The sequence below is a fragment of the Candidatus Bathyarchaeia archaeon genome, from assembly GCA_041447175.1.
Lineage (GTDB): Archaea > Thermoproteota > Bathyarchaeia > Bathyarchaeales > Bathycorpusculaceae > JADGNF01.
In genome coordinates this window covers 1,005,008-1,025,092 of the sequence record CP166960.1, presented here as the reverse complement: position 1 = coordinate 1,025,092, position 20,085 = coordinate 1,005,008, and the positions used below count along the sequence as shown (strand labels likewise).

General features: G+C 45.6%; 26 protein-coding genes and 1 tRNA gene. 19 read left to right on the top strand and 8 right to left on the bottom strand.

Annotated features, from left to right (window positions below):
- Nucleotides 1-27 precede the first annotated feature (27 nt).
- On the top strand, nucleotides 28-429 hold the full coding sequence (locus ACBZ72_05420) for a hypothetical protein (GenBank protein ID XES78314.1): 402 nt from the start codon (nucleotides 28-30) through the stop codon (nucleotides 427-429).
- A 193-nt stretch (nucleotides 430-622) separates the two neighbouring features.
- Here the strand turns inward: ACBZ72_05420 and ACBZ72_05415 are convergent, their stop codons facing one another.
- Nucleotides 623-931 (bottom strand): winged helix-turn-helix domain-containing protein, encoded by a 309-nt coding sequence (locus ACBZ72_05415; GenBank protein XES78313.1) that lies wholly within the window; start codon nucleotides 929-931, stop codon nucleotides 623-625.
- Nucleotides 932-1,283: 352 nt separating this feature from the next.
- Between ACBZ72_05415 and ACBZ72_05410 the strand changes: the two genes are divergently transcribed.
- The 6 genes from ACBZ72_05410 (at nucleotide 1,284) to ACBZ72_05385 (ending at nucleotide 4,772) form a co-directional block, all read left to right on the top strand.
- Nucleotides 1,284-1,610, top strand: a complete 327-nt coding sequence (locus ACBZ72_05410; protein ID XES78312.1) for a hypothetical protein — start codon at nucleotides 1,284-1,286, stop codon at nucleotides 1,608-1,610.
- Between the two features lie 35 nt (nucleotides 1,611-1,645).
- Complete coding sequence (locus tag ACBZ72_05405) at nucleotides 1,646-2,122, top strand: cyclopropane-fatty-acyl-phospholipid synthase family protein (protein ID XES78311.1); 477 nt, start codon at nucleotides 1,646-1,648, stop codon at nucleotides 2,120-2,122.
- Between the two features lie 277 nt (nucleotides 2,123-2,399).
- Nucleotides 2,400-2,570, top strand: coding sequence for a chorismate-binding protein (locus ACBZ72_05400; GenBank protein XES78310.1), 171 nt, complete (start codon nucleotides 2,400-2,402; stop codon nucleotides 2,568-2,570).
- 135 nt (nucleotides 2,571-2,705) lie between these two features.
- Nucleotides 2,706-3,356, top strand: coding sequence for a signal peptidase I (locus ACBZ72_05395; protein XES78309.1), 651 nt, complete (start codon nucleotides 2,706-2,708; stop codon nucleotides 3,354-3,356).
- Nucleotides 3,357-3,423: 67 nt separating this feature from the next.
- Nucleotides 3,424-4,164: a hypothetical protein gene (locus ACBZ72_05390; protein XES78308.1), complete on the top strand. Its 741-nt coding sequence runs from the start codon at nucleotides 3,424-3,426 to the stop codon at nucleotides 4,162-4,164.
- A 44-nt stretch (nucleotides 4,165-4,208) separates the two neighbouring features.
- Complete coding sequence (locus tag ACBZ72_05385; GenBank protein XES78307.1) at nucleotides 4,209-4,772, top strand: TATA-box-binding protein; 564 nt, start codon at nucleotides 4,209-4,211, stop codon at nucleotides 4,770-4,772.
- Here the strand turns inward: ACBZ72_05385 and pyrE are convergent.
- From pyrE to ACBZ72_05370, 3 genes are all read right to left on the bottom strand, one after another.
- On the bottom strand, nucleotides 4,769-5,407 hold the full coding sequence (gene pyrE, locus ACBZ72_05380) for an orotate phosphoribosyltransferase (GenBank protein XES78306.1): 639 nt from the start codon (nucleotides 5,405-5,407) through the stop codon (nucleotides 4,769-4,771). The two genes, ACBZ72_05385 and pyrE, sit on opposite strands and share 4 nt — an antisense overlap.
- Nucleotides 5,404-6,102 carry an MBL fold metallo-hydrolase gene (locus ACBZ72_05375; GenBank protein ID XES78305.1) on the bottom strand — a complete coding sequence of 233 codons (699 nt, stop codon included), beginning with the start codon at nucleotides 6,100-6,102 and terminating at the stop codon, nucleotides 5,404-5,406. Before ACBZ72_05375 ends, pyrE begins: the two co-directional genes overlap by 4 nt.
- Before the next feature lie 98 nt (nucleotides 6,103-6,200).
- Complete coding sequence (locus ACBZ72_05370) at nucleotides 6,201-7,229, bottom strand: sodium:calcium antiporter (GenBank protein XES78304.1); 1,029 nt, start codon at nucleotides 7,227-7,229, stop codon at nucleotides 6,201-6,203.
- A 254-nt stretch (nucleotides 7,230-7,483) separates the two neighbouring features.
- Here ACBZ72_05370 and ACBZ72_05365 point away from each other — a divergent pair, with 254 nt between their 5' ends.
- The 4 genes from ACBZ72_05365 to ACBZ72_05350 all read left to right on the top strand — a co-directional run bounded on the left by ACBZ72_05365 (nucleotide 7,484) and on the right by ACBZ72_05350 (nucleotide 11,352).
- The gene (locus tag ACBZ72_05365; GenBank protein ID XES78303.1) at nucleotides 7,484-8,671 is read left to right on the top strand and encodes a glucosyl-3-phosphoglycerate synthase; all 1,188 of its coding nucleotides are present in this window, start codon (nucleotides 7,484-7,486) and stop codon (nucleotides 8,669-8,671) included.
- The gene (locus tag ACBZ72_05360) at nucleotides 8,661-9,431 is read left to right on the top strand and encodes an HAD-IIB family hydrolase (GenBank protein ID XES78302.1); all 771 of its coding nucleotides are present in this window, start codon (nucleotides 8,661-8,663) and stop codon (nucleotides 9,429-9,431) included. Before ACBZ72_05365 ends, ACBZ72_05360 begins: the two co-directional genes overlap by 11 nt.
- A gap of 81 nt (nucleotides 9,432-9,512) precedes the next feature.
- Nucleotides 9,513-10,814: a nickel-dependent lactate racemase gene (gene larA / locus ACBZ72_05355; GenBank protein XES78301.1), complete on the top strand. Its 1,302-nt coding sequence runs from the start codon at nucleotides 9,513-9,515 to the stop codon at nucleotides 10,812-10,814.
- A gap of 52 nt (nucleotides 10,815-10,866) precedes the next feature.
- Nucleotides 10,867-11,352 carry a GNAT family N-acetyltransferase gene (locus tag ACBZ72_05350; protein XES78300.1) on the top strand — a complete coding sequence of 162 codons (486 nt, stop codon included), beginning with the start codon at nucleotides 10,867-10,869 and terminating at the stop codon, nucleotides 11,350-11,352.
- A 48-nt stretch (nucleotides 11,353-11,400) separates the two neighbouring features.
- Here ACBZ72_05350 and ACBZ72_05345 read toward each other — a convergent pair whose 3' ends face one another.
- The gene (locus ACBZ72_05345; GenBank protein ID XES78299.1) at nucleotides 11,401-11,580 is read right to left on the bottom strand and encodes a hypothetical protein; all 180 of its coding nucleotides are present in this window, start codon (nucleotides 11,578-11,580) and stop codon (nucleotides 11,401-11,403) included.
- Between the two features lie 173 nt (nucleotides 11,581-11,753).
- On the opposite strand from ACBZ72_05345, the gene ACBZ72_05340 reads away from it, so the two are divergent.
- The 4 genes from ACBZ72_05340 to ACBZ72_05325 all read left to right on the top strand — a co-directional run bounded on the left by ACBZ72_05340 (nucleotide 11,754) and on the right by ACBZ72_05325 (nucleotide 15,149).
- Nucleotides 11,754-12,992 (top strand): hypothetical protein, encoded by a 1,239-nt coding sequence (locus tag ACBZ72_05340; protein XES78298.1) that lies wholly within the window; start codon nucleotides 11,754-11,756, stop codon nucleotides 12,990-12,992.
- A gap of 5 nt (nucleotides 12,993-12,997) precedes the next feature.
- The gene (locus ACBZ72_05335; protein ID XES78297.1) at nucleotides 12,998-13,498 is read left to right on the top strand and encodes a hypothetical protein; all 501 of its coding nucleotides are present in this window, start codon (nucleotides 12,998-13,000) and stop codon (nucleotides 13,496-13,498) included.
- 137 nt (nucleotides 13,499-13,635) lie between these two features.
- Nucleotides 13,636-14,640: a hypothetical protein gene (locus ACBZ72_05330; GenBank protein ID XES78296.1), complete on the top strand. Its 1,005-nt coding sequence runs from the start codon at nucleotides 13,636-13,638 to the stop codon at nucleotides 14,638-14,640.
- Nucleotides 14,641-14,645: 5 nt separating this feature from the next.
- Nucleotides 14,646-15,149, top strand: a complete 504-nt coding sequence (locus ACBZ72_05325; GenBank protein ID XES78295.1) for a hypothetical protein — start codon at nucleotides 14,646-14,648, stop codon at nucleotides 15,147-15,149.
- 304 nt (nucleotides 15,150-15,453) lie between these two features.
- Here ACBZ72_05325 and ACBZ72_05320 read toward each other — a convergent pair whose 3' ends face one another.
- The 3 genes from ACBZ72_05320 to ACBZ72_05310 all read right to left on the bottom strand — a co-directional run bounded on the left by ACBZ72_05320 (nucleotide 15,454) and on the right by ACBZ72_05310 (nucleotide 16,715).
- On the bottom strand, nucleotides 15,454-15,837 hold the full coding sequence (locus tag ACBZ72_05320) for a PadR family transcriptional regulator (protein XES78294.1): 384 nt from the start codon (nucleotides 15,835-15,837) through the stop codon (nucleotides 15,454-15,456).
- A 184-nt stretch (nucleotides 15,838-16,021) separates the two neighbouring features.
- Nucleotides 16,022-16,109 (bottom strand) — tRNA-Leu (locus ACBZ72_05315).
- 108 nt (nucleotides 16,110-16,217) lie between these two features.
- Nucleotides 16,218-16,715 carry a hypothetical protein gene (locus tag ACBZ72_05310; protein XES78293.1) on the bottom strand — a complete coding sequence of 166 codons (498 nt, stop codon included), beginning with the start codon at nucleotides 16,713-16,715 and terminating at the stop codon, nucleotides 16,218-16,220.
- A 237-nt stretch (nucleotides 16,716-16,952) separates the two neighbouring features.
- Here ACBZ72_05310 and ACBZ72_05305 point away from each other — a divergent pair, with 237 nt between their 5' ends.
- The 4 genes from ACBZ72_05305 to ACBZ72_05290 all read left to right on the top strand — a co-directional run bounded on the left by ACBZ72_05305 (nucleotide 16,953) and on the right by ACBZ72_05290 (nucleotide 20,018).
- Nucleotides 16,953-17,114: a 30S ribosomal protein S30e gene (locus ACBZ72_05305; protein ID XES78292.1), complete on the top strand. Its 162-nt coding sequence runs from the start codon at nucleotides 16,953-16,955 to the stop codon at nucleotides 17,112-17,114.
- A 90-nt stretch (nucleotides 17,115-17,204) separates the two neighbouring features.
- Complete coding sequence (locus ACBZ72_05300; GenBank protein XES78291.1) at nucleotides 17,205-17,753, top strand: GNAT family N-acetyltransferase; 549 nt, start codon at nucleotides 17,205-17,207, stop codon at nucleotides 17,751-17,753.
- An 88-nt stretch (nucleotides 17,754-17,841) separates the two neighbouring features.
- Nucleotides 17,842-19,437, top strand: coding sequence for a tRNA uridine(34) 5-carboxymethylaminomethyl modification radical SAM/GNAT enzyme Elp3 (locus ACBZ72_05295; protein ID XES78290.1), 1,596 nt, complete (start codon nucleotides 17,842-17,844; stop codon nucleotides 19,435-19,437).
- Between the two features lie 227 nt (nucleotides 19,438-19,664).
- A complete protein-coding gene (locus tag ACBZ72_05290) occupies nucleotides 19,665-20,018 on the top strand; it encodes a hypothetical protein (GenBank protein ID XES78289.1) in 354 nt (117 codons plus the stop codon).
- Nucleotides 20,019-20,085 lie beyond the last annotated feature (67 nt).

The window sequence follows — 20,085 nt, the reverse complement described above, 5'->3', positions numbered from 1 at the left end:
AAAGGGTCCAAGTCGTGGAGGCAATTTTTGCCTCTGCTTTTTATAGTCTATACCGTTCTTATAGTCGTACAGGTTGCCTTATTCATCTTATCATATATCGACTTATCCATCTTTTTTGGTGGTGTTCTCGTAACCATTGTAACTGTTCCTCTTGTTTATGCAGTCTGGCATATTCAGACAAAATATCGGCACACGCAAGCTCTGCATATTATTAACAAAATTGCCTTCATTGGCGCTGGTGCTTTACTTGGCTTCTCCCTAACTATGTTTTCGGTGGTTTTCATTCTTTTAGTTACAGGCATGACTTACCCCTTCAGTGCTCTTGGGCCAGTTCTATCAATCATCCTCTTAGTTGTTATACCTACCACTATTGGGGGATTAGTGGGGTACACTATAGGCAAACGACGGAATTACATGCCTTATACGTAACCCTGCACACACTACTTTCTTTTTTATTTCTGAAAAGAGCAGAGAATTTACGGCTTTGTTCATTTGTCGCCACTCTTGTTATGTCGAAACGGTTACTGACTGTTTTTAACCTTGAAGCTGAGTTTAGCTCCAAAATAGCTTTTACACTGCACAAGGTTATCTTTTTTTTAGCTTTTGGGACGAAGTAAACGTGTTAGGGTATCTTTTTCGGGTCCGTGCATCTTTGCAAAAATGTTCGTATAATAACTTCACCTTTGGGTGAAAGGCTATAGAACTTTGAATTTCCAAACTCTGACCTTTTTACCAAGTTTTCTTTCTTTAGATGGCGAAGATGTTTTTGGACAGTCCACCAGTCCAAATGAACTTCTTTTGCTATGCGATTACAGTTTTTGGGACCAGAAAGCAGAGTAACCAAAATGTTCCTTCTTGATTCAGCACCTTTAGTGAGGATAAGTAAGACTAAAATCGGTGTTTCAAATACGGCGTTCTCAGGCTTGCTCATTGTAACCCCTCATTTCTATGGGGCATAGCAATGAAAACACTCCTATACTGTATATTGATCCATGAACAACCCTGTTCCCTACATGCCCTGACTGAGTCAGTTTTCTTCATAACTTACACCCAGTCTTTATTTTGCTGTGTTGTCCTATAAAATTTGTCGTGCTTTGGTTCATTGAAAGGTTCACTTTTCTGGCAATGCTTTATCTGTTACGCAGCAGTCTAAAATAGCCGTGTTGAGCACGCATGCACTTTTTTGACAGGAACTAGTCGATTTTATCCATTGTATACAACAAGCTTTTAAGTGGAAAAACTATTATTCAACTGAGCGCAATATCGACTAAGGAGACGTTAAAGTGGAGATTAGCCGAAAAAAACTCCGAGAAGAAGTTTTAGACCGGGTCAAGTATGTGAAAACCTGTGTAATGGCACGGGAATTGTGTCTTCTGGTTAGAACTAACCGCGCAGTGTTAGAGCCCAAAGATGTCCAAGAAATTTGCCAATACATCTCGGGCTTATGCAAAGAGGAAGGGTGCGACGAACCCAGCGGTTTATGCCAGAAAGCCGCCGAAGCCGTCGGTTCTGGAGATGAAGCAAAGTACCTTGAACTATGTGCGCAAAGCTGCGTCAAATGTGGTGAAGCAAGAAGAACCACCCAGAAAAAAGATGCTTACGTGACTTAGATATGCAATCTCAAAATCAACATGGAGGTAACTGAATGTTTATTGCACCCTTCGTTCCAAGTCCAATGCCTGTGGTGCAGCATATGCTTGAACTTGCCAATTTGAAGCCAGGCGAAATTCTTTTTGATTTAGGCTCTGGCGACGGACGAGCAGTAATTATGGCGGCGAAAACTTTTGGGGCTAAAGCTGTGGGCGTTGAAATGCGGGAAGATTTGGCTAAACGTGCAGTAAACGTGATTCATGACAATGGCTTAAGTGACCGCGTAACAATAGTGAACGGGGACATGTTCAAGGTTGATTTGACCTCAGCGGATGTGGTTTACCTTTATTTGACGACCAGTGCTAACGAGAAGGTTAAGCCGAAAATGGAAGCGGAACTGAAAAAAGGTGTTCGGGTTGTGAGCCACGACTATGAGGTTGTTGGCTGGAAGCCCGTGAAGGTTGATAATTTCGTGGAGAACCCTTCGTTAGGGTATCCGTCTCACACGATTTACCTTTATCACAAGCAATAATTTTTTTCATTTTTGTGCCTCAGTGAATACTCTGTTTGTTTATGTTTAACGTTTGGCTGTTTTTGTGGAGGCGTTTCTGTTTGTTGGTGGTGGCTTGTTGAGCGCATTTTGTCTATAGCATGCTTGTGGCTTTTTTTGCCCATTCAATAGTTTTTGACATCAAAGTGTTAATTTTTGATGTTTCGATATGCGTTTTCTATGGGAACGTAAGGGCAAGTTTTTTATCTCTCGTCATGCGAAACCATGAATAGATAACGTATTATTTGGAGGAAAAAACATGGCAAAATGTCCCAAATGCGGAGCCGACGTTTCCAAACCAAAGAAAACTTGGAAAATGGCTGGAAGACCAGACAAAGCCGGCAAACGCATGCAACTAGAAATCGGGCTCTTCGAATGCCCCAAGTGCCACGCTACCTTCCGCGAAGTTCTAAGCAAAAAGAAAATTTAGCCACGGTAGCCTGACGCTAACAACAATCGCTTCCAACCTTTCTTTTTGTAAACCTTAGTTCTCCCGTTACGGGTAAGTATTAAAGCTCCAATCACTACATCAAGTTAACCTTAGCCCCCTAATGGATGAAGTAACGTGACTGCCCGCATCAAAAAAGCCCTAAAAGACGGCAACGTTCAAACAGTTATACTCATAGCTTTGGTTGCTACGGCAGTAGGCGGCTTCTACTTAGTTGAGCAGGCAGGATATGTTGCCGTTGTTCCATCAGGAAGCATGTGCATCCCCTATGGCGGTCTCTGCGATGGCTGGACACACCCCTTTGACCGAACCCTCCATGTAGGCGACATACTTCTTATCCAACCAATAAATCCTCAAGACCTCCTTACGGACTACCCAAACAGCGATGTAATAGTGTATCATAATCCACAAAAACCCAATGAATTAATTGTTCACCGTATCGCGGCGCCAACTCAAGTTGATGGCGAATTGGCTTTTTACACCAAAGGTGACGGAAACGGCTGGAACAAGTGGCCTGACCCCATTTCGCCTTCCGAGTATGACCCTTGGAGTCCTGTTCCTCAAGACATGGTCGTTGGAAAAGTGATTCTGCGCGTACCTTGGATAGGTTGGGTAGCCATTATGATGCAGAGTACGGGCGCAAACAACACGATAGTTATCCCCTTAATTGTTATCCTCATCGTACTGCTGATAGTGAGTGAATTCGTGTTTCCTCTGCTTAAACGCAACAAGCAGAGTCAAAGTGAGTTGCAGACGATGAAGCCGTGATTTAGTGCCGCAGCGGTCAGTGGTAAAGTATTAAAACATCTGATTATAACTGAAACAGGATTCATTAATGAGTGAAAGCCAAAAACTGCGTCATTCAACTAAAAACCTCTTGCAAAATAACTATTTTCAAACAGTTGTGGTTGTTTTAGTCACGGTCGGTATTGTTTTTGGCCTATGGTTTGGTTCACAAATCGTTTTTAACACCGAGATTCCCCCTGCATTGGCTGTTGTAAGTGGAAGCATGAGCATCCCTTATGCTGACGGCTCACGTGACGGTTGGCTTCGTCCTTTTGATAGAACTTTGCAGGTTGGGGATATAATTGTAATTCAGGGTGTAGCTCCCAATGAGCTCAAGACGCAGTATCCTGACAGTGACATCATTGTTTTTCATCGACCTGACAACCCAGATGAACTTATCGTTCACCGAATCGTTGCGAGCACGACTATAAACGGCAAACTTTATTTCTTCACCAAAGGGGATGGTAACCCGTCACATTACTGGCCAGAAACCGCTAAACCCTACGAGTATGACCCTTGGTACAGTAGTAACGCAAGTATTCCGCAGGGGGCAGTTAGCCAAGACTTAGTTGTCGGCAAACTTGTTATGCGGGTGCCGTGGTTGGGGCGCCTTGCTATGTTTATGCATGATGTCGTGGGGGTGGACAACCGGTATGTTGCTTTACCCATAATTGGTTTTCTACTTTTAATCATCCTACTTGTTGAATTCGTTGTTCCTGCTTTGAAGCGAAGAACTGCTGTTATTGTTGAACAGAAAAAAACAGACAAACTTGTGCAGATGTATTTATAAACAGTGCCCTTTAATAGGAAGGTTACTAGCCAGAAGTGCTTATAATGCCCAAGAACAAACCTGTAATAACCATCGAAAACGTCGTTGCATCAGCTACGCTAAACCAGAAAGTTGACCTCAACGCTGTTGTCAAAGGCTACCCTGGTGTGGAATATCGTCCAGAACAGTTCCCAGGATTAGTTTTTAGGCTTAAACGTCCAAAGACCGCCACTTTGATTTTTAATTCGGGAAAGATGGTTTGTACAGGCGCGAAGAGTGAAAAAGAAGCACGACGCGCTGTTATGAAAGTTGTGAAAGAACTGAAAAAAGGCGGCATTATAATCATCAGCAAACCTGAACTTAAAATTCAAAACATTGTTGCCTCCGCTAGTCTTGGCGGAATGATTGACTTGGAAAAAGCTGCCTTCACGCTTGGAAGAACGATGTATGAGCCTGAACAGTTTCCAGGCTTAATTTACCGTATGGCTGACCCTAAAGTTGTAATTTTGCTGTTTGCCAGCGGGAAACTTGTATGTACTGGTGCTAAAAAGGAAGAAGATGTTTACGTAGCCGTAGACCAGTTGCATCTGCTGCTGGAAAACAAGCTGCTTATATTTTACGACGACTAAGCCTTTTCAGCAGGCTTTTTCTTTTTTACCTGTTTCAGGATGGTCTTTAGACTTTCTTCGTCTAATGCCCCTAAATCATACAATGTGTTTGCAACATCAGTTATTTTGAGCATTGCATGAAGCTTGATGCCGTTTTGTTCTAACATTTCTTGTCCCCCTTCTTCCCTGTCCAGAAAGACTACCGCCTCCGTAACCACTCCGCCTTCAGCCCGCACCGCGTCAGCCGCCGCTTTCAGTGTCAAACCAGTTGTCAGTAAATCGTCTAAGAGTAAGACCCGGTCTCCTGATACTAAAATTCCTTCTACGCGTCGTTCTCTGCCGTGCAGGCGAGCGCCTTTTCGGACATATAAAAACGGCTTCCTTAAGTTGTAAGCAACTTGTGAGGCAAACGGTATGCCTGCAATGGGAACACCTGAAATGCGGTCGAATTTTTTCACTCCGACCTGTTTAGTTATGGTTTCACCATAGAAGTCGCAGATGTCTCTGAAGGCGTCTGGGAAACTGGGCAATATGCGTAGGTCAATGTAGTAGGGGCTGACTTTTCCGTTTGTGAGCTTGAATAACCCAAATTTTAGGGCGTCACTGTTAGTTAGGATTTTTGCGATTTCAATTTTTTTCTGTTCAGGGGTGTTCAAGATTTTTTCTCTCCTCGGGAGACCTGATAAATCTTGTTTACTTCCGGAACGACACAGGTGGTTTTTGGGAGTTCTTTACGTAGGATTTGGGCAAACTTTCTTTGGCTTTCGACTGAGCTGCTATGGTAGGGAACTGCCACTTTGGGCTTGGTTAACCACGCGATTTCGCTTCCTTTTTCTGCTGAAGCTCCCAATGCAATCCCTACAGTGCAGAAAACAACATCCAAGTCATCTTTTAAGCCGATTTTGGCCATCTCTGGAAAAGGCATGCTATCCGCGGTGTGCCAAACTTTCAAGTCGTCCTCACTGGTTATTATATAAGTGACGGGGGTGGCTGCTTGGTGTTTGCAGTTTTCCGTTTCAATCCTAACTTCGCCGAGCATGTTTTTGTCGCCGGCTTGAGTTTTTATGAGGCTTTCGGGGGGGACTAACAGTTTGAGTTTTTTGGCTGATGTTGCATCAGCGATGACTTTGCATCCAGTGTTTTTCTGGATTTCTGCAATTAGCCGCTGGTCCAAGTGGTCGTAGTGTTCGTGGGTTATCAGAATTGCGTCTAGTTGGGGAAAATTTTTTGTTTTCACGTCCACGGGGTCAATGAGTACAGTTTTTGACGGGGTCTTCAGGAGTACGCCCGAATAATTGTTAATACATACGAATATGATGCTGTTTTTTTCCGGAACCTTATCAACGGGCATTAGTAGTATCCTCAGAGGTAGTATTATTGTTTGCTGCGTTTAAAGAAGTTGCTGTACTGGCGAATAATTACCTGCCCAAAAATGAGTTTAGAACGGGTTTAAACCTGCACGATTGTTGTGAACAGGAAAAGTGCGTACAACCCCAGAAATAGAGCGCCCTCTTTTAAGCTGATTTTGCCTTGTGAGAGGAAATACCAGAAGAACATGTTAATGATTATCGAGAATGTGACTATGTTTCGGAAGACAACCATGTTCAACACTAACTCGGTGCCTACAAGGTACGGCACAAAGAAGGTGACACCAAGAATCAGTGTTGTGTTGAAGAAACTGGCGCCTATGATGTTGCCAAATGCAAGCCCTGCGTGTCCTTTCAGAACAGACTTCACGCCTATGGTCAGTTCAGGCAGGCTTGTGCCAAACGCAATTATGGTTGCCCCTATAACTGTTTGAGGGACTCCAAAGGATGATGCGATGACGATGGCTGAATCCACTAGGAAATTGGCGCTAACCACGACGCCTAGCGCTCCGATTATGGTGAGGACTATGTACCGTTTTAGTTTCTTTTTCTCCTCTAAAGGTACTTCTTCGGTTTGCTCTGAGGGGATTCGGACCTGAGTTAACTTGAAGATGTAGGCAGCAAATATGAACAGCAAAATCAAGCCGACTATCCAAGAGGCTGTGGAAATGTAGATGAGCACCATCGGAATCAAGGATGAAACCAGAAGCCCAAAGTAAATTGTGTTTAGGTCAGCCTTGGCAAGTGAGGGAATCACGTTAATACCTGAGGCGCTTCTGGAGCTTTTCGGGACCCGTATATGCTTGATGTACATGAGTATTGCAGCTATACCGATGATTGCGGATATGTTGAAAATGTTTGAACCCAACGCGTTTCCGAATGAGAGACCTGCACCGCCTGAAAAGGCTGCAGTGAGGGCGACTGTGAGTTCGGGTAACGTTGTTGATAAAGAGATTAATGTGAAGCCAACGGAGGTTTTTCCCAGTTTTGTTATGGACGAAACCCGAAGTGCGTTGTTAATTGTGGTGTTGCTTGCCCAGTTTAAAACAACCAGAGAGACAGCTATGACTACAATGTTGAAGATTAATTCGCTAGTAGCAATTTCTGCCATGAACGTTTTTCTCCCTTTTGGCGTTAATGTTTGGTTGTTTCATCAGAGTTGCATTGGCATTTCCATATAAATATTGTCTTTTGAAACTCTGTACCTGAAAGTTCAACAGAATGCTTTGTACGCCTTTATTTTAGGGTTCCTGTTTTGCCTTTGAGGGTTAGGCTTTGAGATGGGACGTTTATAAATAAAGACTGCGAAAAGTTATAAATACCGCTAACCGTTTCCACGTTTAACGCGCAAGCGGGGATGTTGTTATGGATTTTGACCAAGATAGAATCACGCGTATTCACGACTTCAGTATGGACTTTAACACCATGCAGACGAGGCTGAGCAGTCTTCGAGAGAAACATCCATCAGGCGTGATAATTCCCATATTGGGGGATGCCTTCAAAAACCCAAGCTTCACTCAAATAATCAACGGTCTTAACGAATGTCAGTACCTGAAAAAAGTCTTCATCGCCCTTTCCACAGTCAACGACGACGACTACGATAAAGCAATGCAGATGTCCCACCGGTTCGAAATTCCCTGCGAGATAATTTGGTGTAACAAGCCTGAAGTGCAAGTTATTGTGGAGGAACTTAAACGTAAAGGGCTTGATATTACTGCTTCAAAAGGTAAAGGTAAAGACCTCTGGATTGCCACAGGTATAGCTTCCTTGGAGCTTTACGCCTTAGCCCTTCACGATGCTGACATAGCCAACTATTCTGGGTTAATACCAACTAAACTGTTGTACACTATTGTGGAGCCAAAACTTGATTTTTCCTTCTCAAAGGGCTACTATGCTCGTATTAATCTGGAAAACAAAAAAATGTACGGGCGCGTCTGCCGACTATTCATTAACCCCGTGATTGATGCCCTCCAAAAGAAGCTGGACCACCGCTCCACTTTCCTACGGTACCTTAAATGCTTCAGTTACACGTTGTCTGGTGAAATTGCCATTTTAAGCGATTTAGCCTTAAACCTTAGGATACCCAGTGACTGGGGCTTAGAATTAGGGATGCTGGCTGAACTTTACCGTAACGTTTCAAACAAACGCATCTGCGAAGTGGACTTGGGCTTCTTTGATCATATTCACAAGCCGCTGAGTCCCGAATCTTTACTTAAAACTGCTGGTGACGGCTTTGTTACTTTGCTGCGGACACTGACGGAAACCGAGGGGATTAACATCTCAGAGTCTTTTCTGGTTAGTCTTGAAGTTACGTATCGTAGGTTTGCCCAGGACCGCATACGTCAATACAATGCGGATGCATTATGCAACTCTTTGGAGTATGACCGTCATGAAGAAGAAACCAACGTAGATTCTCTCTCTCAAGTTATCATCACTGAAGGCAGAAAGTATCTGGAAAAACCCACCACCGCTCAGCTGCCTGACTGGCTGCGGACTATTTCTGCGATGCCTGATGCAAGAGAACGCTTGAGGAATGCCGCCATTGAACACTAACCCCAAAGCTGTGGTGTTCACCGATTTAGACGGCACGCTGCTAAACGACAAGTACGAGTATGAACAAACCCGACCCGTTGTCAAGCAGCTTTTAGCCCTACACGTACCCGTGGTGCTGTGCAGCAGCAAAACCTCCGCCGAAATCCAGTTTTTCCAAAAAACCTTAAACCTTAGTGACCCTTTCATTTCTGAAAACGGCGCCGCGATTTTCATCCCTGACGAGTATTTTCCTTTCGATTTCACTTATTCTCGGCGAACCCTTACCTTTCAGGTACTTGAGTTAGGCACTCCTTATTCTAAGCTTAGAGAGATTTTGGAAATGGTCAATGCTGAAGCTGACGTTGAGGTTGTTGGGTTTGGAGACTTGAGTGTTGAAGACTTATCGGCGGAGTGTGGTTTAAGCTTAAAGATGGCGTCTTTAGCAAAGCAAAGAGAATATGATGAGCCTTTTCGGGTCGTTAAAGGTGACCCTGAATTGGTGATTCACCTTGTCGAGCAAGCGGGGTTGTCCGTAACTAAAGGTGACCGCTACTATCACTTAACGGGTAACAACAACAAAGGCAAAGCTGCAGCCATGCTGACCCAACTTTACGAGAGAGCTTTTGGGAAGCCCCGAACCTTCGGCGTGGGCAATGGTCCAAACGATTGGGACATGCTAAACATTGTCGATGAACCTTTCTTCATCAAACCAACTGACCAGCTAAGTGATGTTTGGCTTAAGATTTTAAGCAAAGTCAGCCGTCTAAATCCGCAGGTGTAGCCGTTTTTAAGCCGTTTCTTGTGTTTGTCTGGCAAGGCTTAATAGATGCGCGTTCCGTCTTTTTATTAATCGGGATGTTTCATGGTTGATGTTTGGCTTCCATACGGGAAAACCGACGTTTGCGTTCGGGTTCCAGCGCGCAATTTTTTGGGGTCCCTTGAGCCTAAAGAGTTGCCTGCCTGCCCCGACGCCAGAGCCGAAGTAGAACGTGCTCTTCAAGAGCCCGTGCCCACGGGCAGCAAACGTCTCTGCGAAATCATTGTCAAGCCTGAAAGCAAAGTTGCAATAGTTGTTGATGACGCGACACGAAAAGCCCCCAGCGAAATCATGCTTTTGCCCGTTCTCGCAGAGCTGAATTCGGCGGGTGTTAAGGATGAGAATGTAACGGTGATTTTTGGCTGTGGAACCCACCGCGCCGTGAAACCTGAGGAAGCCAAAATGCTTCTGGGCGAAGAGATACTTGGGCGGGTGAAAACGGAGAGCCACGACTGCCGAGCCCAAGACTTAGTCTATATTGGCACTACTAAGCGAGGTAACAAGGTTCTTCTTAACCGCACCTTTGCTGAGGCAGATGTTCGGATACTGCTGGGTGATGTGGGTTTTCACTACTACGCTGGGTATGGTGGAGGCAGAAAAAGCGTTTTGCCCGCCGTTGCAGGCGAAGAAACCATAAAGTTTAACCATGCACTTATGCTTAGCCCAAATGCCCGTACTGGCGTGTTAGCAGACAACCCTGTTCATGAAGACATGGCTGAAGCCGCAAAACTTGCTAAGGTGGATTTTGCGGTTAATGTGGTTGCGAACAGTAAATGTGAGGTGGTGAAGGCTTTTGCGGGCGAGTTGGAAACCGTTTTTGCGGCGGGTGTTGGGGTTGTGGATGAAATGTACCGTGTTGTTGTTGACCGCCGCGCTGATATTGTGGTTGTGAGTTGTGGCGGTACACCCGCTGACCTTAATTTGTATCAGGCATACAAGGCTGTTGATGGGGCTTTAGAGGTTGTTAAGCGTGGGGGCGTGGTGATTTTGGTTGCGGAATGCCCTGAGGGACATGGAAACCAAGTGTTTTATGATTGGATGGTTCGTTTTGCTGATGCGAAGTCGGTTGAGCGGGAAATCAAAAAGAACTTTGTCTTAGGCGGGCACAAGGCATATTACTTGATGAAAGCGTTGCAGAACCACCAAATAGTGCTGGTTTCCTCGTTGCCTGACTATTATGCAATTAACATCTTTAAGCTGAAGACTGCCCGAGCGGTAAACGACGCATTAAATGAAGCCTTCAACATTGCTGGGAAAGCTGGGCGCGTTTGGACGATTCCGCAAGGCAATTATACGTTGCCTGAAGTCAAAGCATCCTCCTCTGAAGAGACGGCGAGTACCGAATAAACGTAACCTTTAAGTGCCCTATGGAAAATTGGTTACAGAAGGAAAATTCAACATGCAGCAAACCTTCAAGCTCCGAAAGTTCGAACGTGGCGACTTGCAAGCTGTGATGCGTATCAATCGCGTGTGTCTGCCCGAGAACTATACTGACATGTTTTTTGTGGATTTGCATGAACGTTTCCCCGAGACCTTCATTGTTGCCGAAGAGAGCAAAGGTATCGTCGGCTACATCATGTGCCGTATTGAGGTGGGTTTGAGTAATTTTGGGTTAGGCGGCTTAATCCGCAAGGGGCATGTGGTTTCGTTGGCGGTTATGCCCAAGGCGAGGCGTCAGGGAGTTGCTTCGGCGTTGCTGAATGCAGCCATGGAGGGCATGTGCGCCTACAAAGCCAAGCAGATTTATCTTGAGGTGCGCGTGACCAACGAGGCTGGCGTGAACCTGTACAAGGGCGTTGGGTTGGAGGTTACACGGACAATTTCAGGGTACTACAGCGACGGCGAAGACGCCTACGTAATGAGCAAAAAATTAAGTTCTCTTTAAAAAAGGAACGCTGGTTAGGTAAACCTAAACAGTCCAACTTCTAATGGACTACTTTTTGAGTTTTTTCAATTCATCTTCAAGTTCTTTTATTCGTTGTTTAAGTTCGGAGTTTTCTTTTTCCAGCGCCTCTATTTTGGCTGTTTGCTGGCTGTCTTTGCGTCGGTGTTTTTCTTGGTCGATGGCTTTTTCGTCGACCCATGGCGGTGTACCCGCGCTTCCCCATCCCATGGCATATTTCACCTCTCCTATACCCATTGTGTGTCAACCTTAAAACCTGTACGTTTTCTATTAGCTCGAAAATTGCTGTCGCTGCATGTTTGGGGTGTTCCAGTCTGGAACGGGTTTGTTCCGTAAGCAGAGCTAATAGGTACATTCACACAAGAGGACTTGAGGAAACTCACATGAAATACGGAATAAAACTACTCTTCGCAGCAATCCTTTCGATGTCCATAGGAATCGCATGTGCCTCTCCACTGCTGATCTCTGAACTTAACTTAGCGCCCTACCCCTACTTGCCTGAAGGACCCAAACCCGAAGTCACCGCAAACGTTGTCTACGCCAGCTTCAGCGTCCAATCTGCCGACCCCGCCCTGACCGTGCCCTCTTGGAACCACAACGAAAACCCCACAACCGTCAACTACAACATGGTCGTCAACGTCACCAACCTCTCGGACGAATATGTCAAAGTGGACTTCTTAGAAGCCTCATCTGCGGAAAGCTTCACCCGAGGCGGTGGTTTCTTCGTTGAAAACGGTGTCTCAAGCTTTGGAGGCAGCCACAGATATGCAATCCTTGACGGGGAAATAGTCAACGTTACCTGGATACCCAACTCTGGAAATGTTCCAACTGCGCCGCACCCCGACATACCTGGATACCCCGAGTATCCATCGTCTGTTCCGTGGGGAATAGAAAGTGATGCGGCTTTTCCTGATGAGGGTTACTGGCGTGAAGGTGTTGAAACCTCGGATACATACGTCAACGGTACTTTAGCTTACACGTACATGTACATCAACGGAACTTGGGTGGATGTCACTGATAGGGTTGAAGTGCCTGACCGTGGAGACCCGTTTAGCACTATGACTTCAGGTGGACATGCTATCGCCAACAGTCGTTACCTGTTTCAAGCACCTTTGCCTGAAGACTGGAACAGCACAGAAACAAACACACGCAGCTCAACAGAAGACTTTGGCAACGGCACAACCGTAACCACAACCATAACAACGGTAACAGTGAAACCCATGTACCCTTCAGGTGCAAACATAACCGTTGACCTCTCATCGCCCTACTCGGAACACATCACCGTCTACACGGGACCTGACAAATTCAATAACACTTGGGCACCGAATGAGTCTAGGCTGATAATGTTTAACGGTACAGTATTTGCCTACAGCGCGGATGTTGTGCAGTATCTTCAAAGCGGAAACATAGCAGTTCACGTTATGGGGCAATCGCGCTTGACCGACGCTGCCAGCGTTGTAAACGGAACCATGACAGATACCACAAAAGTTATCGACGTAATCCAGCAGATACCAGTGCAACCAGAAGGCGAGGGCTTTGTGTACAATGGTGTTCTTGAGGCGAACCAGATTTTCCAGCCTGACCCATGGGACATAGAAGTTTTCATTGCAGATCGGAGCTAAACAAGATGACAAACTTGGATGCTGAAGTCCTCGAAGGCACCACTCTTTGCGTTTATGCCTACGTGGTTAAAGAAGGCAAACCTGTGGGTCCACGTGAAGTTATGCGGGGTGCTAACCTCAGCAGCCCAAGCACCGCATACCGGCAACTGCAAAAGCTTGAATCGCTTGGCTTAGTTAAGAAAAACGTGTACGGAGCATACATAGTGCAAGAGAAAGCAAGCATTAGTGGGCACTTGTGGATTGGCAGAAACCTCGTGCCCCGACTGATGTGCTACTCCCTCTTTTTCTTTGGCATGCTCGGCGTTGAACTTGCAATTTTGCTGATTCAGTTTTTCATACAAGCAAGAGCACCCAGCTTAGCCATTTTGTATTTGGTGCCAGTCACCGCCATCTCTGCAGGGCTCTTTTTAACCGAAGGGCTACTTCTGTTCCGCAAAAACAGGCCTGGCACTGCTTTGAAAGATGACTCCATCAACGAGAAACCTAATCAAAATCAAAGTGCTTAACCTCTTTTCCTCCTTTTTCTTTACCCGTGTCGGTTGTGTTGTTTCTTGTTTGATTGTTGTTCTACAGGTAGAACGTGGGCGTTCTATGACCAGAGCTAATAGGCACTTACCCAAAAGAGTAAACGAGGAAAAACAAAATGCAATATGGAACAAAACTATTAATCGCCGCGATTCTTTCGATATCGCTGGGAGTTACTGCTGCTTCGCCACTTCTAATGTCAAAAATCGACTTCTCAACCATCAGACAATACCCCGAACCACCCAAAGGACCCTACGCAGACATCAGCATTGACCTGCTATACGCCAACTTTAGCATAAACCCCAGTACAAAGCCTGATAGGTTCACGGGTATCTCATACTTTACCGTCCTGAACATAACCAACAACAGCAATGAAACAGCAAAAATTAGCGGAGTAGCATGCGATGCAAAAACCCCGAACTACAACAAACCTGCACAAGACACTGGAAGGAGCGGGCGCGGATGGGATGCTGAGTACGCTTGGGTAGATGGCAAATACTACAACATCACGTGGGTACCCAACAACCAAGAATTTAGCATGAATGGACCTTTTGAAGAGAACAGCACAGGCTACTGGATGGAAGGCGTCATGGTCTACGAAGAATACGCCAACGGCGAATTGGACTTCACACGCATGAACATGAACGGCACATGGGTTGATGTCACAGGCAGAATCGATGTAGAACGCCCAAGTGATTGGCCCCCAACATTTGCTGGACCCGAAACTTACTTCCAACACCAAAAAATGCTAGGCAGTGACTTCCCGTCAGGCATTGAGACGCACGGCATCACCGGTATCAGCGGAACACCCAACGGCTTTAATCAACTTTGGGCACCTAACGAGTCAAGGCTAATCGCTATCTTTGATGACCGCGAAATTCCAAACAGATACTATGACTCAGAGAAAATTGAGCAGCTAACAGGCGACATACTTTTCCATGCAGCAATTAGCAGCCAAATAAACGGCTCAATACCCAGAGACACCCATGCAATTGCAGAAAATACACTTCAGATTCAGTGGGAGCAAACCAGCGACGGCTACGTATACGACAACGTTTCTATGGCAGACAAAGTGTTTGTAATAGACCAGTTCGGCGAAGTAACCATACAGCCAAGGAGCTAAACTTCATGACCAACGCAGACGCTGAATCATTGGAAGGCAAAACCCTCAACGTCTACAGCTACGCGGTCAAAGAGGGCAAACCCGTAGGTCCACGCGAAGTTATGCGCGGCGCAAATCTAAGCAGCCCCAGCGTAGCATACTGGCACCTGCAAAAACTCGAAGCATGCGGACTACTGCAAAAAAACGGATACGGCGAATACCTAGTCAAAGAAAAAGTCAACATCAGTGGGCACTTGTGGATTGGCAGAAACCTCGTGCCCCGACTGATGTGCTACTCCCTCTTTTTTTCAGGAGTGGTAGGCACCGAACTCGTGATAATTGCAAGCCAGTTCTTCCTACACGGATTATTACCCAGCATAGACCTAATATATCTAGCGGTAACCAATATCATCGCGACGGTTCTGTTTTTGGCGGAGGGCTTGCAGCTGAGAAGAAAAACCAAACAGCCAAAGGGCGCCGAGACACAAAAGGAACCTTTAGATAAAACAGTAAAGGCTGATGCTGCTTAAACCTTTTTTATTTTTTTTGTAATTTTGAAAATGGTTACCCCGTTGTTGAATCTTTTCAATTCAATTAAGTAACTTGATAAAGAGGCATACAACGATTAAAAGAAGTACAGTGTTTAAGACTGGTCACTCTTCGAAATACATTGCTCCAATTCAACTACTCCACTAGATAATGTTGATATTCGCCAAAAATCGCTTCTTTTTCCTAAATATTATGAAAAAAGCATCGCCTGAAGGTAAAGAAAACTGGTCCAAAAGCAGTTGGGTTGGCGAAAAAACTCTTTGTTTATCGTCGGTTGCCGTGTGCTCAGTTTGGCATTTCATTAGTTTGACCCTTTTTATCCCTTAATGGTGTGTTCATTGCTTTTGCCATAAACTCTGCGGTTTCTTCTGGTGAAAAGGCAGCTGATAAATAGAGTTTGCCCTTGTTAGTGACTCGGTAGATTCTTTTGCCGTTTAATCCTACGCCTGACAGGAGGTTTTTTCTTTCCATGGCGTAGATTGTGGAGTAGACGGTGCCTGAACTTAAACGAACCCCAAATAAGTGTTGCACGTGCTGGAGAATTTTGTATCCGCAGAAGGGCTCGTTTTCGAAGTGCGCCATGATTATAATATCTAAGAATTCGGTTATCAGCCTTCCAATGAATTTGTTTTTTATTTGTTCTTTGGTTGTTTGTTCATTTTTGTCCATTGGGGCATCGTTCAAAACGTTGCTTTTGAATCGCATAAAAGGGCATATTACAGAAATCGATAGTTCCACTAATTGTTCAACAAAAAAACATTGAGGCTACTTTTTGGGAGATTTTACCCCATCCAATTCACTCAATTTAACGCTGCTTCAAAAAGGCAGTGCCAACAGCAGGGGATTTAAGGTGTGGTGCAGGGGATGGGATTTGAACCCATGAACCTCTACAGGATAGGCTCCTGAAGCCTACGCCTTTGACCATGCTCGGCGACCCCTGCACGCGGCAGCAGTGGTTTCATCTAAAACCACTCTTACAAATAAATACTTGCCGCCCCCACTGCTCAGCAAACAAAAACCAAAAAATGAGCCCAGATTTGGCGAGGCGGTTAGGAGCTTACGTCTGGGTCAAGGTCAAGGGTTGCACAAAGCTTGGTGAGGTCGGCGCCTTGAACCAGCTCCGACTCCAAGTAGTTAACAATCTGCTCCTCAGTTAGGTTAAGCCGTTTTGCCTCATCAACCGTTATGCCATAAGCTTCAATTTCCAGAGGTCGCTCGACGTAGTTGACTTTTGGGTTGGAGGACCTGCCATCAAAAACCTGCTTTACGTGAACCAACTCATGGATTATATCCAAGTAGAGGTCGGTGGGGTTTCCTGTTTGGAAGTAGTCGGGGTTAATCAGCAGGTGCCCTTGGTCGGTGACCCGCATGTAGATGGTGTCATGCGTGAATTTCACTTTGATTTTTTCAAGGATTTTGGCGGTTTTTTCGCCGAAAAGCCGACGGACAGAGGCGACTTTTTCGAACCCTTTAAAGTTGTTTGTGAAGTAGCATTCGGGCTGGTTTATTTTGCGTAGAATTTGGGTGTTGATTTGGGTTTTTTCCATGAGTGTTCACCTTCTGCGGAGAATTGATTAAGTGAAGCGAAAAGGAACGGTGTTTTATTGTACTTATATGTTGCTGGCGGTTTTAATGGTTTTTGATGCTGAACTTTTCTGTTCACGTTTTTTTTGAGTTATAATCTGTTTCTGCTTGTGGTGCAGACAAGTCGGGTTGTGCGTCAGTTTTATAGGTAAAGGTTTAAGAAGAACCTCCTTTCTTTATTTGCCAACAGGTAGAATAAAATGCCAACTCACGGTTCATTATCCAAAGCGGGAAAAGTCCGCGCACAAACCCCAAAAATTGAAGGTCATGAAAGGACCAAAATGAGCCCTAAAAACAGGACTCGCCGTAACTACGAAAAACGTGTAGTTCTCCAACGTAAAGTTGGACAAAACTGGATGTAATTCATCCTTCCCTTCTTGATTACTTTACTTCTGAGTTTGTGGGTTCCTTTTATCCGTTTTCTGTTTCCAGCTTCCACATAAGGTGTCCCTATGGTTTGCCTAAGCAGCAGTCGTGTTCATTTCACTGCGAAAAACGGAAAAACCGTGCTTTTTCGCCCCATACAAGCCGATGACACAGAAATGCTCTGGCAAATGTTCTCCACCCTCTCGCAGGAAAGCATCTCAAATCTGGTTCCGCCGTTTCCCCGCGAAAGAATCGAAGGGTGGACAAGCAACATAAACCCTCAAGCCGTTTTGGCGGTTGTTGCAGTGGTTAAAGAGGCTGGTGCTTGGCGAATTGTGGGGGTTTCTTCGCTAAAGTTCTACTCGGAGGAGGCGTTTGGGCACAAGGCAGATTTAGGGTTGACAGTCCACGATAGCTACCAGAATCAGGGCATCGGCACCGCACTTCTAACCCACATGATAACGCTTGCCAAAAAAAGAAACCTCACCAAAGTCTGCCTCACCGTACACACTGAAAACGTCCGCGCCGTTCACCTGTACAAAAAGGCGGGTTTTGAGATTGAAGGCGTTCTAAAAAAAGAAATGCACTACAAAAACCGCTTCACTGACGAATATCGTATGGCTCTTTTCCTTTAAACAACCCTGCGGGCATCACTGGAATTCTGAAGTTTTGCAGCGTGGTTTATGTATTTCTTAACGAGTTCTGTACTGTACTGGTAACGCCATGTCCAAGTCCAAAATTGAACCTGCCCGTGACATCGTTGACGCCCTCCTGCTTCTGCCTTCCCCTACTGCTGACGACGCTCACCGGCTCAAGCTCAGGGTCGCCGCTAAACATCACTTGCAGCAAATTCCTTCAAACGCTGATTTGCTAGCCGTTCTGACCTCTGACGAGAAAAGCAAACTTGGAGGCATTTTGCGCAGGAAAACTACTCGCGCCATCTCAGGTGTTACCGTGGTTGCGGTCATGACTAAGCCGTATCCGTGTCCGCAGCCTGAACCCTGTGCTTACTGCCCAGGTGGCCCCACAACGGGTAGTCCCCAAAGCTACACAGGTTATGAACCTGCTGCTATGCGTGGTGGACAAAACAGCTATGACCCTTATCTGCAGGTCCAAAGCCGTATTGACCAGCTTACGGCAATTGGTCACCGCGTGGACAAAATCGAACTCATTGTCATGGGCGGCACCTTCCCTGCTACCCCAACCGAATACCAGCACTGGTTTATTCAGCGCTGCCTTGATGCAATAACAGGCGAGAAATCGCATAGTTTGGAGGAGGCAAAGAAGAACGCAGAAACCAGCAAAACCCGTAACGTAGGCATAACGGTGGAAACCCGTCCTGACTGGGCAAAGCAGCCTCACATTAACGCCATGCTGGATATGGGTGTTACTCGCATTGAGTTGGGGGTGCAAAATCCTGATGATACAATCTACCGTTTAGTGGGTCGAACTCACACTGTTGCTGACGTGCAAGAAGCGACCCAGATTGCCAAGGATGCAGGGTTAAAAGTCGTGTACCACATGATGCCTGGGTTACCTGGCTCAAGTTTTGAGAAGGACTTGGAAGCGTTTAGGCGAATTTTCACTGACTCCGCCTTTAAACCTGACATGCTCAAAATTTACCCCTGCTTGGTTATAGACGGCACGAAAACGCATCAATGGTACCAGCAAGACGCCTACAAGCCGTATTGCACCCAAGAAGCTGCAAAGTTAATTGCTGAAGTTAAAAAGATGATTCCACCATGGGTGCGCATCATGCGAGTTCAACGTGACATCCCCGCGGGGCTTATAGTGGCGGGTGTGAAGAAGAGTAATTTGCGTCAGCTTGCCCAACTAGAACTTGCCCAAGAGGGCAAACGCTGCCGATGCATCCGCTGCCGTGAGGTGGGACACCGTCTTATGGCTGATGGGGTGAAGCCAGATTTGAATAATGTCCAAATTGCATCTGTTACCTACGAAGCTTCGGGAGGCAAAGAGGTTTTCATTTCAGCTGAGGATCGGGAAAACGACGTTTTGGTGGGGTACCTGCGGCTTCGGGTTCCTTCTTTTATGGCGCATCGCCCCGAAATTTCGGTTGTGGCTTCGGCGATTGTGCGGGAGCTTCACGTTTATGGGCAACTGGTTCCAGTCGGCAAGCATTTGGCTGATGCTTGGCAGCATAAGGGTTATGGGGAAGCGTTGCTACGTGAAGCTGAACGTGTTGCTTGTGACTGTTATGGTGCGAGGAAGATTTTGGTGATTAGTGCGTTGGGCACTAAGAAGTATTATTTGCGTTTTGGATACGGGTATGATGGTCCTTACGTTTCGAAGATGCTCTGATGTTGTGGTGGGTTTTGGTGTAGTGTTGTACAGGTGATGTGTAGTTGTTTTTGAGGGGTGTTTTTGGGTTTTGGCGGGGTTTTTGTTGGTTGTTTTATGTATGTTTCCTTGGGATTTTGGTTACTGAAGGTTTATTAGTGAGTTTTTCTATGGTAGAGCACGCTGAAATATGTCTGTAAAAGATATAATTGTACTGTTGTACAACAGTAAAACAGCAGGAATCCAAAATGCAGACCCAAAAAGCAAACCTCCAAAGAACGCCCTCCCTTAAGCTCTTCAGCTTCATGCTACTCGATATGCTAAAAGACCAGCCCAAAACCAGCTCCCAACTCAGAGAAACAATACAAGATAGCTTCGGCTTAAACATCCGACCCCTCCAAATTTATTCATCCTTAAAATACCTAAAAAAACAAGGCTACCTAAAAATTGGCGACACCATAGACTGCCATGGTTACACGAAACTCTATTACCTAACTACAAAAGGCGTCACTTTTTTACTTTCTGCGGAAACCTCGTTGCAGCTTTCCTGTCAAAACCTTGTAAGAGCCGAAAACCTGTCTGCGTCAACTTTTCTGGTTTAATCTAAAATCGCTTGCCGTACCCGATCTCGGGTTCAGGAGATACTTGTTATATACAACCTGCTCTGTT